Genomic DNA, 14,771 nt, shown 5'->3' on the forward strand with positions numbered 1-14,771 from the left:
CAGCTAGAAAAGTATTCAAAAAACAAACATTAACCTAATATACTTATGAATTCAGAACAAACAAAGTCTAACAATTCCGCGCTTTATACGCTGATCACCGTATTTTTCTTTTGGGGTTTTATTGGAGCCTCTAACGGAGTTTTTATTCCATTTTGTAAAGCTAAATTTGGCTTAGACCAATTTCAAAGTCAGCTAATTGACTTTGCTTTTTATGGCGCTTACTATATTGGTGCCTTATTACTTTTCATTTTTAGTAGTATTGCCAAAAAAGACATTCTTAACGGTTGGGGATTCAAAAAAGGAATTATTTACGGATTATTGGTCAGTACCTTTGGGGCTTTCCTAATGATTCTAGCAGTTACGCAGGGAAGTTATTTATTTATACTTGCTGCTTTATTTATTGTTGCTCTTGGTTTTTCATTACAACAAACATCGGCACAGCCGTTTGCCGCCTCTCTTGGTGAGCCCCATTCTGCATCCAGCAGATTGAATCTTGCCGGAGGAATTAACTCATTGGGAACCACAATAGGACCAATAGTAGTTTCAATCGCCCTTTTTGGTGTTATTGCTGGTGTAAATATCGAAGAATATGCGCAAAGACCCGATTCTTTAGACTCCATGAGAATACTCTACGTATTTGTTGGAGGGTTGTTTTTATTAGCAGCAGCCTTATTCCATTTTTCTAAAAAATTACCGTCTGGAAAAAGTGATTCTTCTTTTGAAACTGCTTCAAAAGCAATGAAAACCTTAATTGCCATTACGATAATTTTGGTCGCAATTTTTGCTTATATCTTCTCACGTTATGAGGATGCTGACTTCATCACTAGATTTATCGAAAATAAAGAGAAAGATTATTTAGGATTAGGATTAACTGTATCTACACTTTTAGTAGTTGTTATTGGATTATTATTTGCTAACACTACTGCTCAAAAAAATCCTGAAGGATGGGGCGCCATGAAATACCCACAGTTAGTATTAGGAATGTTAGCTCTTTTCGCTTACGTAGGTGTCGAGGTAACTATAGGAAGTAACCTTGGTGAATTATTGGTAACTGCTGATTTTGGCTCGATTTCAGGACCTGCTTTAGCACCATATATGTCTATGTACTGGGGAAGTTTAATGATTGGCCGTTGGGCAGGAGCTATCACGGTTTTTAATCCTTCATCTCAACTAAAGAAAATTTTACTTATCGTTGTTCCTTATATTGCTTTTGGAGTAGTATTAGCTGCTAATGCCATTTCAGGACAAGATGTAACACCTTTATACGCCTACGCATTTGTAATTTTGTTTCAAATCGCCGGTTTCTTTTTAGGAAAAGACCAACCGTCAAGAACACTTATGATTTTTGGTTTAATGGGAATGACAGCCATGCTTATTGGTTTATTCACTACTGGAACAATCGCAATTTTTGCCTTTATGAGCGGTGGATTATTCTTAAGTATTATGTGGCCTTCTATTTTCTCATTAGCAATTGCAGGTTTAGGAAAATACACCTCTCAAGGCTCAGCCTTCTTGGTAATGATGATTCTAGGTGGTGGAATTATACCGCCCTTACAAGGAAAACTAGCAGATATTGTAGGCATTCATACTTCTTACTTTATTCCTGTTTTATGTTTCGCATTCATCGCATTCTACGGATGGAAAGTAATTAAAATTTTAGAAAAACAAGGAATTGGAAAAGAAGTAGAAGTTGGTGGAGCACATTAATATAAACACAAAGTAACCAAAACCAAACCAACAAAAAACTCCCATTTTGCTAAGCATAATGGGAGTTTTTATTTATACCGAAATCTCAAATCAGAAATCGTTAATCTTAAATCTATTTATTTCCTTTCTCGAAATCAGCAACAAATTGTGCCAATCCAATATCAGTCAATGGGTGTTTCAACAAACTGTAAATAGCTGATAATGGTCCAGTCATAACATCAGCACCAATTTTTGCACAGTTTACAATGTGCATTGTGTGACGCACCGAAGCAGCAAGAATTTGAGTTTCGTAACCGTAGTTATCATAAATCAATCTGATTTCTTCAATTAGAGCCAAACCATCTGTAGAGATATCATCTAAACGACCAATAAATGGAGAAACATAAGTCGCTCCTGCCTTTGCCGCCATTAAAGCCTGACCTGCTGAGAATACTAAAGTCACATTTGTTTTAACCCCTTTATCCGAAAAGTATTTAGCAGCCATAATCCCTTCTTTGGTCATAGGCAATTTTACCACGATTTGCTCGTGTAAATCTGCTAATTCTTCTCCTTCTTTAATCATTCCGTCGTAATCCAATGCATTTACTTCAGCACTCACATCGCCTTCAACTAGGTTACAAATGTCAACATAATGTTTCAAAATGCTGTTTTTTCCTGTAATTCCCTCTTTGGCCATCAACGAAGGATTGGTTGTAACGCCATCCAAAACCCCTAATGCCTGTGCTTCCTTAATCTGAGCTAAATTAGCCGTGTCAATAAAAAATTTCATATTATCTAATTTAATTATGTGTTTTTAATTATTTGGGCGTGACCCTTCGTAAAAACTTCGGGTCAGGCTTTCCGCTGTATCCTCGCTAAAAAGCGAGGGATGCCGCTTCAATCCTTCACGCAAATCTCCTGCAAAATTACAATTTATAATGGTTGATTAGCATTTTTTCATACACTTTGTCAGGAAGTATTCGTTTCAAAACAATTGATATTTTTTGCATAAAAACGCCCACTTTATAATGAATTTTAGGTTCCCGAGTTTGTATAACCTTGTAAACTGCCTCGGCCATTTCATTTGGATTACTGCCGCTATCCACATGTTCGTCCATAGTTTTCAATGTATTTGCATACGGAGTTTCGTAAGCAGAACCTTTTAAAACCGGAGCATGAAAACGTCCCGAAGCAATATTTGTTGCAAAATCACCCGGAGCCACATTGGTGATCTGAACACCAAACGACTTCACTTCCATTCGCAACGCTTCTGTTATGAGTTCTAAGGCTCCTTTTGAAGCAGAATAAACACTTCGATACGGCAAACCCATATAACCTGCAATCGAAGTTACATTAATAATGAGTCCAGATTGTTGCGCACGCATTTGTGGCAACACTGCTTTTATTACTTCAATTGGGCCAAAAAGGTTTGTCTCAAAATTATTTTTTATTTCATCCATCGGAATTTCTTCTAATGGTCCCGTAATCCCAACACCCGCGTTGTTAATAACAACATCTAGTCGTCCGGAAGTCGCAATCACTTTGGCAACAGCCGCACGAATTGAATCCGTATCCCGCACATCCAGAGCTACTAAAGGGAAAACCGAATTCAAAATTCGATCCGGATTCCTGCTGGTTCCGTACACAACAAAACCTTTGTGATGCAAAAACTCCCCAATAGATTTTCCTATTCCAGAGGAACCGCCCGTTATTAATACTACTTTATTCATTATGATTGCTATTTATGAAACGAAAGGTCCAAAAATAAAAAAATCTTCCATAAGGAAGACTAATTTTGGAACAAAAAAAAATGGCAAGCGACCTACATCGCACCGCTCAACCACGTACCCTTGCTATGTTCCCATCCTGGGGGAGTCTGCAGGAGCTGGTCGTGTAGGACTTGCCGGTGCAAATATACAATCTTTTTATATTTTTACAAGAGCTTTATTCATTAAAAATAACGTTGTATATTGGGGTATCAAAAATTCAAATCATGAAAAAACATAACTTCCTATCTATCATTTTATTAGGAATCACTTTAGCAAGTTGTAATGAAGCAAAAAAAGGCGAAAACACTTTATTTACCTTTGATAATTCCAAATTTAAGGAACAATATAATCCACAAGAGGTACTTTCTTTAGAAATCTTGAACACCACATCAAAAACAGTTGACAGTATTATTTACTACGTCAATGATAAAAAAATAGCTTCTAAGAAAGGTATTGACAAACTATCATTTGACCTAAAAGAACAAAAATTAGGGTACCAAGACCTTAAAGCTTTAGTCTATTACGAAAGGCAAACTGCTGAAGCTACGGCGAAAATAGAATTAGTTTCAAACATTAGTCCGAAATTATTAAAGTACACCATCATAAATACCTATCCACACGATATTCAGGCGTACACGCAAGGACTAGAGTTTTATCGAGATACGCTTTATGAAGGAACGGGGAACGGCTCTGGCAATAGCTCTGGAATAAAAGGAGTTTCTAGTTTAAGAAAAACAAATTATAAAACTGGAGAAGTCTATAAAAAAGTGGAATTAGCTGATAAATATTTTGGCGAAGGCATTACAATTCTAAATAACAAAGTATACCAACTGACTTGGCAAAATAATGAAGGATATGTTTATGATGCGGATACGTTCAAAAAAGTAAAAACGTTTACCTACTTCAAACCTATTGAAGGTTGGGGATTGACTAATGATGGAACCTATTTATACCAATCCGACGGAACCGAAAAAATTTGGATCATTGACCCAACCACATTTAAAGAAGTAGATTACTTAAACGTGTATTCGTTTGAAACAAAAATAAAGGCAATTAACGAACTGGAATGGATTGACGGCAAAATTTATGGAAATGTGTATCAAAAAGACGCGATTGCTGTCATCAATCCAAAAAATGGAGCGGTTGAAGCAATTATTAATCTTGCTGATTTGAAGAAAAAAATAACTCAATTACCAGACACGGATGTTCTAAACGGAATTGCCTACAACCCAAAAACAAAAACCATTTTTGTAACTGGTAAAAATTGGGATAAAATGTTTGAAATCAAAGTTTCAGAATAATAATCATGCATAATGATCACATTAATCATCAATATTAAAGAACTACTCCAAATAAGGGATTCATCTATAACTAAAGTTTCAGGCGCTGAAATGGCGATTTTACCGACCATCAAAAACGCCTATTTAGTTATTCAAAACGGACTTATTGCTGATTTTGGTTCGATGGATAATTTACCAGAAATACACGCTGACAAAATAATTGACGCTACTGGAAAAATCATTTTACCGTCTTGGTGTGACAGCCACACGCACATTGTGTATGCAGGAAATAGGGAACAAGAATTTGTAGATCGGATCAATGGTTTGTCGTACGAAGAAATTGCTAATCGTGGCGGTGGAATCCTAAATTCAGCTAAAAAACTAAATGAAACTTCGGAAGAAGAAATCTACAATCAATCTAAAGTTCGATTAGAAGAAGTCATGCAATTGGGAACTGGAGCTATAGAAATTAAATCAGGATACGGATTAACAGTTGATGGAGAATTGAAAATGCTTCGCGTGATACGGCGATTATCTCAAAATTATCTAATTACCATAAAAGCAACTTTTCTGGGTGCACACGCTTTCCCATTAGAATACACTGCAAACCATAACGGTTATATCGATTTAATCATCAATAAAATGCTCCCAGCAATTGCTGAAAATAAACTGGCAGATTTCATCGATGTATTTTGTGAAACGGGTTATTTTACTGTTGAAGAAACCCAACAAATTATGGATGCTGGAATTAAATTTGGCTTAAAGCCAAAAATTCACGTCAATCAGTTCAACTCAATTGGCGGAATTCAAGCAGGAATAAAATACAACGCACTTTCAGTAGATCATTTAGAAATAATGAAACCCGAAGATATCGAGGCTTTGAAAAATACCGAAATAATGCCTGTTGCATTACCTTCTTGCTCCTATTTTTTAAGTATTCCGTACACCCCAGCGCGAGAAATTATAGCGGCTGGACTTCCTATAGCGCTAGCAACGGACTATAATCCGGGCTCCACTCCTTCTGGAAATATGAATTTTGTTGTAGCAACTGCTTGTATCAAAATGAAAATGACTCCCGAAGAAGCCATAAATGCTGCCACAATAAATGGAGCTTATGCTATGGGTATTGCTAGCTCCCACGGAAGTATTACTATTGGTAAAAAAGCAAATCTAATTATCACGAAACCAATTCATTCCTATTATCAACTGCCCTATGCTTTTGGTAGTAATTTAATTGAAAATGTGCTAATTGAAGGTGAAGTTATTTCATAAAAAAAAGAGGAACTTTCGTTCCTCTTTTTAAAATATTTCAGTTATGAATTATCTCAACACAAAACTTGTTTTTGAAACTAAAACATCTTTATCAAAAATATTGATAAAATAAGTTCCTTTAGCAAAATCGTTTCCTTTTAAATCCTCAGAAACAAGAACTGTTTTATTTTCATAATTCACAGTAGTTGCAAAACTGTAAGTCAATGTATTTTCGCCAAAATTCTCTGTTTTTTTGTCTCCCAAAACATTATTTTTGCTATCGATTACTTGGACATAATACCTTTTGTCTCCCGACATGGCGATTTGATTTTCAGCAATAGTAAAATTAACTCTTAAAACATCAGCTCTACTGGCTTTGTCTGTTTCAATTTGTTTCCCTGAATTTCTTAATTTGAATGCAGTTCCTCTGGTATTTAAAACTGTTAATTTTGATCCTTTTTCAACTGCTTTCGATAACTCTTCGTTTTGTCCAACTAGTACTTCATTGTATTTTTTAGACTCTCCTAATACCACTACCGTACTATCACGTTGGGTAGTTAAGATTGTATTGTCTTTTTTCAATCCTTCATTTTCAGCCATTAAAACCTTCATATTGCCCTGCAAAGCATTGAATTGAGTTCTGTATTTTGATAGTGAAGCTACATCTCCTTTAGATTTAGTTAAATCACTCATCAAGTTTACCACTTTGTCTCTTTCTTGAATTAACTCATCGGACATGGATGTGTTTTCAGCTATTGCAGCATCATAAGTTGCTTTTAATTCCTGTAAATCTTTCATAACCGATTCTTTTTCGGTCATCGTCGTTTTCAATTCTGTTTTAACGGTATCTGCATCAGAGGTCACTTTAAAAATATAAACTAAACTTCCTACTAATAATATAGCTAATACCGCTATGACAGCTTTAAGACTTGAACTGCTCTTTTGATTTTCCATGTTTTATTACATTTAATTTCTACAAATTTAACAATATATAACTAATGAGTAACGCAAGTTGTTGCATTTATATTATTTTTGGGGGAAAATATTTTTTTTAATGGAAAAAATTATCCCGTTTACAATCAAAGATCTTGCAAAAATCACCAACCACAGAAGCGGTGAAATAAAGTTTGGAGAAAAAATGATAACGATCCCGAAAGACGTTAATTCAATTGATTTTCTTACCTCTTGTGATGCTAAATATGTACTATTTGGTATTCCTGAAGATATTGGAATAAGAGCTAATTTTGGCAGACCTGGTGCGGCTTCAGCTTGGGACAGTGCGATAAAAAGCATTGCTAATATTCAGCATAACCGTTTTTGTAAAGGAAGTCAGCTAGTTGTTTTAGGCCAATTAGACGTAAGTGAAAAAATGCAGGAAGTAGAACACCTCGATTTTAATGATATTGATGATCGATTTAAGTTAAGTCAATTGGTAGAAAAAATTGATAAAGATGTTTCTCATATTATTTTCAATATTGTAAAATTAGGTAAAACCCCAATAATCATTGGAGGCGGCCATAATAATTCCTACGGTAATATAAAAGGAGCTGCACTTGCTAAAGGCAAACCTATAAATGCAATTAATTTTGATGCGCATTCGGATTTTAGGATTTTAGAAGGACGACACAGTGGCAATGGTTTCTCCTATGCGTACGAAGAAGGCTTTTTGAAAAAATATTTTATTTTTGGATTACATGAAAATTATACTTCTAAAAGTGTTCTAGATATTATCAAGAAGAAAGAGGATCGTGTACGATTTACAACTTACGACAGTATAGGCATTAGGAAAGAAAAAGACTTTGATCAAGAAATGGCATTAGCATCTGAATTTATAAATGACGATTTTTTTGGAATAGAGATTGATTTAGATGCAATTCCAAACATTGCCTGCAGCGCCATGACCATGAGTGGTTTTTCTGTAGAACAACTTCGGCAATTTATTTTCTATTTTTCCAAAAATAAAAATGCGACGTATTTACACATTTGCGAAGGCGCACCCGACCTAGGTGAAGATAAAAACAATCATTTAATAGGTAAATTAATAGGCTATCTGGTAACTGATTTTATTAAATCGAACCAACAAATTATGTAACAGCGTTGTCGTTTAAAAGGGGTAGACAAATCAGGAATAAAACAAATCGAGAAATAAAACTATCTTTGCAGAGAATTTAAGTAACTATAACTAAATTCTTAATTCCTAAAATATGTTATTCGAAGATTTACCACTTTCAAAAAGTATACAAAAAGCCGTATTCGAACAAGGCTATTTAGAAGCAACTCCAATACAAGAACAAGCTATTCCAATCGTATTATCAGGAAGAGATATGATTGGTTGCGCACAAACTGGTACCGGAAAAACAGCGGCTTTTGCCATTCCTATCATTCATCAATTGCATAGAATTGTAGGTTCGTCAAAAAAAGCTAGTCCAATTCGTGCTTTAGTAATCACTCCAACCAGAGAATTAGCTGTTCAAATTGGACAAAATTTTGACCAATATGGAAAATATACCAACTTAGTTCAACTTACCATTTTTGGCGGAGTTTCTCAAGTACCTCAAGTAGAAATGCTAAAAAAAGGAATTGATATTCTAGTCGCTACTCCGGGACGTTTACTCGATTTAGTCAAACAAGGTTTTATAGATTTAGATTATTTACACACTTTAGTTCTTGATGAAGCAGACCAAATGCTAGATATGGGATTTGTAAATGATGTCAAAAAAATCGTAAAACTGACCCCAAATAACAGACAAACCTTACTGTTCTCGGCAACGATGCCAATCGCAATAAGAGAGTTATCTGAAATGTTTCTAAAAGATCCTGCAACAGTTACCGTTTCGCCTATTTCTTCTACAGCTGAAAACGTAGAACAACGTGTATATTTTGTTGAAAAAGCAGAAAAACGAAATTTGCTTTATCATTTAATTAAAAATGAAAAACTGTCCAATGTTTTGGTTTTTTCAAGAACAAAACACGGAGCCGATAATGTTGTAAAAGCATTGCGGAAACATGATATTGCTGCCGAAGCCATTCATGGTGACAAGTCTCAAAACGCCAGACAACGCGTTTTAGATGGTTTTAAAAATAAAGAAGTAAATGTTCTGGTAGCGACAGATATTGCAGCCAGAGGTATTGATATTGATCAATTACCGTATGTCATCAATTTTGATTTACCCAATATTCCAGAAACTTATGTTCACCGAATAGGAAGAACTGGTCGTGCAGGAAATGAAGGTGTTGCAATCTCGTTTTGTAGTAAAGATGAGCACCAATACTGGAAAGATATTCAAAAATTAATAAAAGTAGATGTAAAAATCGTGAGCGATCATCCCTACGGTTGGCATTCAGGAAGTCCTGAAACCGCTCCCGCTGGTGCTCAAAAAAATTCAAATCGCAGTGCCGGAGCTCATAAATCAAGAAAATCAGAAGTTTCTAAACAAAATAAAAAACGCTGGTACTAATTTTTTAGGCAACAAATTTGAGCTGTAAGAAACTCCTTTTTAACTATTGCTAAAACAAGCATGTTGTCGTTAATATGTTGTTTTTCAACGTTTTAAATATAATTAAGTATTTAAAAATAAATAAAATTATTAAATTTGATTTTAATTATATAAAACAATTAAAATTAAAAATTATGGAAACTTTAGTAAAACGAAATGGTTTATTTCCCACAGTGAACACCTTTTTTGATGATTTTGTATCTCGAGATCTTTTTGATTGGTCTGACAAAAACTTTACGGCTATTGGCAGTAATTTACCTTCTGTAAATCTAAAAGAAACAGACGATAAATTAAAAATTGAATTAGCAGCTCCAGGCATGAAGAAAGAAGATTTTAAAGTAGAATTAGACAACAACATGTTGATGATTTCATCGGAAAAAGAAGAGGAGAAAGAAGAAACAAGAAAAAAAGATAATTATGTTCGTAAAGAATTTAGTTATCAATCATTTTCAAGATCTTTCACATTGCCGAATTACATCGATGAAAATAAAATCGAAGCAAATTACAAAGACGGGATTCTGCATATTGACATTGCCAAGAAAGATAATGGAAAGAAAAGAGCCAATAAAACAATTGCTATCAAATAACGTTTTTTGACAGCAACTTTATTCTAATCGTTACACTTTCATGACCTGAATTGGTCTTAAAAGTGTAACGATTTTGATTATAAAGAAACTTTCGTAAACAGAAAAATTACTATTATTTCTAAGTTGTGGCTGTCCTAAAAAAATTCTTAATTCTTAGAAATCAAAATATTAATGATATTAAATAATTTACTAGCATCAAAAGGTTTTATAATAATATCATTGATCCCCGCAGAAAGAGCTTCTTCTGTTATTTCTGTTTTATCAAAAGCTGTCAATGCAACGATGGGTATATCTATCCCCTTTAGACGTATTTTTCTTGTAGTTTCAAAACCATTTATAAGAGGCATATTGATATCCATCAAAATCACGTCGAAATTTTCTTTGTCAAGTATTTCTAGTGCTGCATATCCATTATCAACAACACTGCATTTGTAATTGTTCTTCTCTATCGTTTTTCTAGTGACCATTTGATTAATATGGTTGTCTTCAACGACTAAAATATTGATAATTTGTGCGGTTTTTAAGTCGACCAAAATATTATTAATAATTTCATTTGTTTTTTCAGGGTTAAATTCAAATGCTATCGTAAATTTAAATGTGGTTCCTTGTCCAATTGCGCTTTGAAGTGATATTGTACTATCAAACAATCCTAATAACTGCTTTACAATTGACAAACCCAGTCCGGTCCCCTGATAATCAGTTTCTTTCCTACCCACCTGAATAAATTTATCAAAAATCTTGTATTGATCTTCAGGTGCAATTCCAATTCCATTATCTTTTACAACAAATTCGATAAAATGAAGATCTTGTTCGACTTTGACTAAGTTTACTTTGATTAAAATTTCTCCATCATTAGTGAATTTCAATGCATTGCTAACCAGATTCATTATTATTTGAGAGAGTCTTAACTTATCTCCTATCAGATATTCAGGAATAGCAGGATCAATGCTGACAATGATAAAATTGTTGTTGTTTTTAGCAATAAAAGACAAGGAATTTTTGATCATGTTTATTTCATCAGAAATATTGAAAGTCATGCTTTCTAGAACAATTCTATTGTCTTCAATTTTGTTTATCTGAAGGATATCATTTACGAGTGAAAGTAAATACCGCGCTGAAAATTTTAATGAAATTAAATGCGGACTGTTTGCCAATTCCTTATGTTCATCAAGCAACATATTCGTAATTCCCACCACACCATATAAAGGCGTCCTCAATTCATGACTAATTGTAGATACGAATTGCGATTTTAATATCGATGCTTCTTCGGCTTTTTCTTTGGCAATCGTTAGTGCTATTAATGTTTGAGAAAGTTCAGCATTTGCTTTTTTCTTGAAATTATTAGCTTTGAATAATGAATACAGCAAGACCAGCAGAAATAATAAAATAACAACAAATAGCACAACAATTACTTTCGATTTTCTTAAACTTTCTTGTTTTGCGAACTTGTCATTTTCAATTTTATCAATTGTCTTTTGATCATAAAAAGTAACTTTTTCAGATTCACTATTATCAGCTAAAGTTATGTAGTAAAACTTCAGTGCAAAATACTCCTCATTTTGTAAAATAGATTTTGGTAAATCAACAATCTTCACAAACCGTCCCGCCAGATTTGTGAATTTAATAATTTCATTTTCTGAAGACTTTATCGTATGTGAAAGCACAGTATTACTAAAAAAATTAAATATAAATACTACACATAAAATGATACGCCCCTGATACATAAATGATTAATTTTATCAAATATACATTTATCTGTGTTTATCTTATAATTTATTTAAACATTTTAGATGTGATTGATAAATTTTTAATTCACCTTAAAAAAAATTATATAAATAAGGCGTCATCTTTGTTTTATGCCAGCTAAAAAAATATAAAACAGCTAGATAGCCTAATTTTGAATTGGCACAATCTAAAATTTATTGACTGCGGTAAAGTGTTTTCCACAATTTTAAAATCTAAATACCTTTTAGTCAAAAATCAACAAACTGAAATACACCCAAAACGTGATGTTAAATTCACATGATTACTCTTTTGGTACTTTTAATTTCCCTACTGATTTAGCAACAATGGTTGCCACGGTTGCATCACTTGTCACATTTACAACAGTTCTGCACATATCTAAAGGTCTGTCAATAGCAAAAATAAGTGCCAGTCCAGCCTCTGGAATCCCAGCTTGACCAAGAACTATAACTAACATCACCATTCCGGCGCTAGGAACCGCAGCTGAACCTATAGAAGCCAGCGTTGCTGTAACAACGATCATCAATTGGGTGTTTAAATCTAAAGCATCAGGAAGCATTGCTTGAGCAATAAATATCGCCGCTACTGCTTGATAAAGACTAGTTCCATCCATATTTACGGTAGCACCCAAAGGCAACACAAAGCTGGAAACCTCTTCATCTACTCCTAAATTTTCAGTAACGCATTCCATAGTTACGGGAAGTGTAGCTGCACTTGAACTTGTTGAAAAAGCCAGTAATTGTGCAGGTGCAATAGCTTTAAAAAATTGTATTGGATTTACTTTCGCAAAAATCATTAATAAGGTTGGATAGAACACAAATACCATTAATAACAAGCCAAATAAAACGGTTAATCCATAAATCCCTAAAGCACCCAATGTTGAAAAATCCGGAATTTCAACCATCAAGGCAGCCATGAGTGCGAAAACACCTATCGGCGAAAAAAGCATGATAATATCAATAATTTTCAAAATAACTTCATTCAGTCCTTTGAAGAAATCAACTACAGGTTTTGATTTTTTTTCCTCTATTAAAATAAGTCCAATCCCAATTAAAATAACAAAAAAAATGACTTGGAGCATACTTCCATTATCACTTAAAGCTTTGAAAAAATTATCTGGAACTATGTTGATTAATGGTTGAAGTGGTCCATCATTTTTAGTATTTACAGCTAATTCAATTTTTTGAGAAGCATCTACCGAAAAATTTTCAAGCAAACTTATTCTGGATTCCTCATTTATATAGGTTCCAGGTTTAATTAAATTTGCAAGTAGCAAACCAATAGTGACCGCTATCACAGTCGAACATAAATAGAAAAAAATTGTTCTTCCTCCTAATTTAGAAAGTTTAGAAATATCTTTTAAATCTGCTAATCCAACAATAAGTGAAACCACAATTAATGGAACAGCAATCATTTTGAGTAAATTTATAAATATGGTTCCAAAAGGTTTTATCCAATCGATAACAATCCCTTTTTGTTCTAAATCTTTCATTAATAATCCAAAAAGAAGGCCTAGAATCATTCCTAAAAGAATTTTCCAATGCAAAGCAAGTTTTTTCATAATTTTTCATTCTATTTAATCAGACGAACTGATATGCTGCAAAAAAAAACTCCTCGTTACGTGAGGAGCTTTGTTATTTAATCTAAGGATACCTGTTCTATATCCTCTTCTTTTTCCCAACTTCCAACCACTGAGGTTGCTAACGCATTTCCCAAAACATTGGTGGCACTACGAAACATATCACAAAAATGGTCAATTGGCAATATTAAAGCAATTCCTTCAATAGGAATGTCAAACATACCACAAGTAGCGGCAACTACAACAAGACTTGCTCTTGGAACTCCAGCAATGCCCTTGCTCGTGAGCATCAAAACTAATAGCATGGTCATTTGTGTACCTAAATCTAAATCAATTCCATACGCTTGTGCGATAAAAATACTGGCAAAAGTCATATACATCATACTTCCATCCAAGTTAAACGAATATCCTAGCGGTAACATAAAGGACACAATTCTGTCTTTAACACCAAAACGTTCTAGCTCCTCTGTCAATTTTGGAAAAACAGCCTCGCTGCTGGTAGTACCAAAAGCGATGATTAGTGGACTTACAATTCTCTTTAACAAAACGGTCATTCTGCTTTTTAGAAAAATGTAGCCTACAACTATTAATACTACCCAAAGTGATGAAATTCCAATTAAGAACGAACCAAAAAACTTAAAATACGTAATAGCTAACTCCTGAAAATCTCGTACTGCAAATACTCCAGCAATAGCTCCAAAAACGCCTATTGGTGCAAATTTCATTACATAATTCACCATTTTAAGAACAATATGGGAGGTTTTATCTAAAGCGTTTGTCACTGGCTTCACATAATCACCCAATGCAGCAGCTGCTAAACCAAAGAAAATAGAAAAAATTACTATTTGTAAAATTTCATTGGTTGCCATTGCTTCAAAAATACTTTTAGGAACAATATGCTCAATAAAATTTTCAAAAGATATGTTTTGTGTTTTCGCTGTAACTTCTGATACTGATCCTAAATCAACATTTGATAAATTAAGTCCCTCGCCCGGTTTTAGTACGTTTACAAAAAACATTCCCAGTAATAACGAGATAAAGGAAGCTGTAAAAAACCACGCCATCGCTTTTCCTCCAATTCTTCCCACTGCTTTTATATCACCAAGTTTTGCAATTCCTACCACCAAAGTGGTAAAAACCAGTGGCGAGATAATCATTTGAACCAATCGGATAAAGATAGTAGCCAAAATTTTAATTTTGTTACTAAAATTCTGAGCTGCCTCCGAGGATATTGAATTATGAATGATAATTCCTAAAATAGCACCCAGCACCATGGCTATAAGTATTTGGCCTGTTAATCCTGAAAAAAAGGACGGCTTTTTGGTTGTTTTGGTATTCATTAAAGTGGTTATTAGGTTTTAAGACTAGTTTGATTATTA

The 14,771-nt window shown here is 33.9% G+C and carries 12 protein-coding genes and 1 other RNA gene; 6 read left to right on the forward strand and 7 right to left on the reverse strand.

Annotated features, from left to right (window positions below; translation table 11 throughout):
• The first annotated feature begins 45 nt into the window (after window positions 1-45).
• Window positions 46-1,707, forward strand: a complete 1,662-nt coding sequence (locus ACEN2F_RS01115; protein WP_441734942.1) for an MFS transporter — start codon at window positions 46-48, stop codon at window positions 1,705-1,707.
• Window positions 1,708-1,819: 112 nt separating this feature from the next.
• Here the strand turns inward: ACEN2F_RS01115 and fsa are convergent, their stop codons facing one another.
• The 3 genes from fsa to ffs all read right to left on the reverse strand — a co-directional run bounded on the left by fsa (window position 1,820) and on the right by ffs (window position 3,592).
• Window positions 1,820-2,476 (reverse strand): fructose-6-phosphate aldolase, encoded by a 657-nt coding sequence (gene fsa / locus ACEN2F_RS01120; RefSeq protein WP_441734945.1) that lies wholly within the window; start codon window positions 2,474-2,476, stop codon window positions 1,820-1,822.
• Window positions 2,477-2,612: 136 nt separating this feature from the next.
• Window positions 2,613-3,416, reverse strand: coding sequence for an SDR family oxidoreductase (locus tag ACEN2F_RS01125; RefSeq protein ID WP_441734948.1), 804 nt, complete (start codon window positions 3,414-3,416; stop codon window positions 2,613-2,615).
• A gap of 78 nt (window positions 3,417-3,494) precedes the next feature.
• Window positions 3,495-3,592: signal recognition particle sRNA small type (ffs, locus tag ACEN2F_RS01130), an RNA gene on the reverse strand.
• A gap of 87 nt (window positions 3,593-3,679) precedes the next feature.
• On the opposite strand from ffs, the gene ACEN2F_RS01135 reads away from it, so the two are divergent.
• Both ACEN2F_RS01135 and hutI read left to right on the forward strand, forming a co-directional pair.
• Window positions 3,680-4,756: a glutaminyl-peptide cyclotransferase gene (locus tag ACEN2F_RS01135; RefSeq protein WP_441734951.1), complete on the forward strand. Its 1,077-nt coding sequence runs from the start codon at window positions 3,680-3,682 to the stop codon at window positions 4,754-4,756.
• A 12-nt stretch (window positions 4,757-4,768) separates the two neighbouring features.
• A complete protein-coding gene (gene hutI / locus ACEN2F_RS01140; RefSeq protein ID WP_441734953.1) occupies window positions 4,769-6,007 on the forward strand; it encodes an imidazolonepropionase in 1,239 nt (412 codons plus the stop codon).
• A gap of 48 nt (window positions 6,008-6,055) precedes the next feature.
• Here the strand turns inward: hutI and ACEN2F_RS01145 are convergent, their stop codons facing one another.
• Window positions 6,056-6,940 carry a hypothetical protein gene (locus ACEN2F_RS01145; RefSeq protein ID WP_441734956.1) on the reverse strand — a complete coding sequence of 295 codons (885 nt, stop codon included), beginning with the start codon at window positions 6,938-6,940 and terminating at the stop codon, window positions 6,056-6,058.
• 100 nt (window positions 6,941-7,040) lie between these two features.
• On the opposite strand from ACEN2F_RS01145, the gene ACEN2F_RS01150 reads away from it, so the two are divergent.
• From ACEN2F_RS01150 to ACEN2F_RS01160, 3 genes are all read left to right on the forward strand, one after another.
• Complete coding sequence (locus tag ACEN2F_RS01150; RefSeq protein ID WP_441734959.1) at window positions 7,041-8,078, forward strand: formimidoylglutamase; 1,038 nt, start codon at window positions 7,041-7,043, stop codon at window positions 8,076-8,078.
• A 112-nt stretch (window positions 8,079-8,190) separates the two neighbouring features.
• Window positions 8,191-9,444 (forward strand): DEAD/DEAH box helicase, encoded by a 1,254-nt coding sequence (locus ACEN2F_RS01155; RefSeq protein WP_441734962.1) that lies wholly within the window; start codon window positions 8,191-8,193, stop codon window positions 9,442-9,444.
• A 173-nt stretch (window positions 9,445-9,617) separates the two neighbouring features.
• Window positions 9,618-10,070 (forward strand): Hsp20/alpha crystallin family protein, encoded by a 453-nt coding sequence (locus tag ACEN2F_RS01160; protein ID WP_441734965.1) that lies wholly within the window; start codon window positions 9,618-9,620, stop codon window positions 10,068-10,070.
• Between the two features lie 146 nt (window positions 10,071-10,216).
• Here the strand turns inward: ACEN2F_RS01160 and ACEN2F_RS01165 are convergent, their stop codons facing one another.
• The 3 genes from ACEN2F_RS01165 to ACEN2F_RS01175 form a co-directional block, all read right to left on the reverse strand.
• Window positions 10,217-11,734, reverse strand: coding sequence for a response regulator (locus tag ACEN2F_RS01165; RefSeq protein ID WP_441734968.1), 1,518 nt, complete (start codon window positions 11,732-11,734; stop codon window positions 10,217-10,219).
• A gap of 362 nt (window positions 11,735-12,096) precedes the next feature.
• Window positions 12,097-13,374, reverse strand: coding sequence for a dicarboxylate/amino acid:cation symporter (locus ACEN2F_RS01170; RefSeq protein WP_441734971.1), 1,278 nt, complete (start codon window positions 13,372-13,374; stop codon window positions 12,097-12,099).
• 77 nt (window positions 13,375-13,451) lie between these two features.
• Window positions 13,452-14,732: a dicarboxylate/amino acid:cation symporter gene (locus tag ACEN2F_RS01175; protein WP_441734973.1), complete on the reverse strand. Its 1,281-nt coding sequence runs from the start codon at window positions 14,730-14,732 to the stop codon at window positions 13,452-13,454.
• Between the last annotated feature and the right edge of the window lie 39 nt (window positions 14,733-14,771).

The organism is Flavobacterium sp. W20_MBD1_R3 (genome assembly GCF_052119725.1).
Lineage (GTDB): Bacteria > Bacteroidota > Bacteroidia > Flavobacteriales > Flavobacteriaceae > Flavobacterium.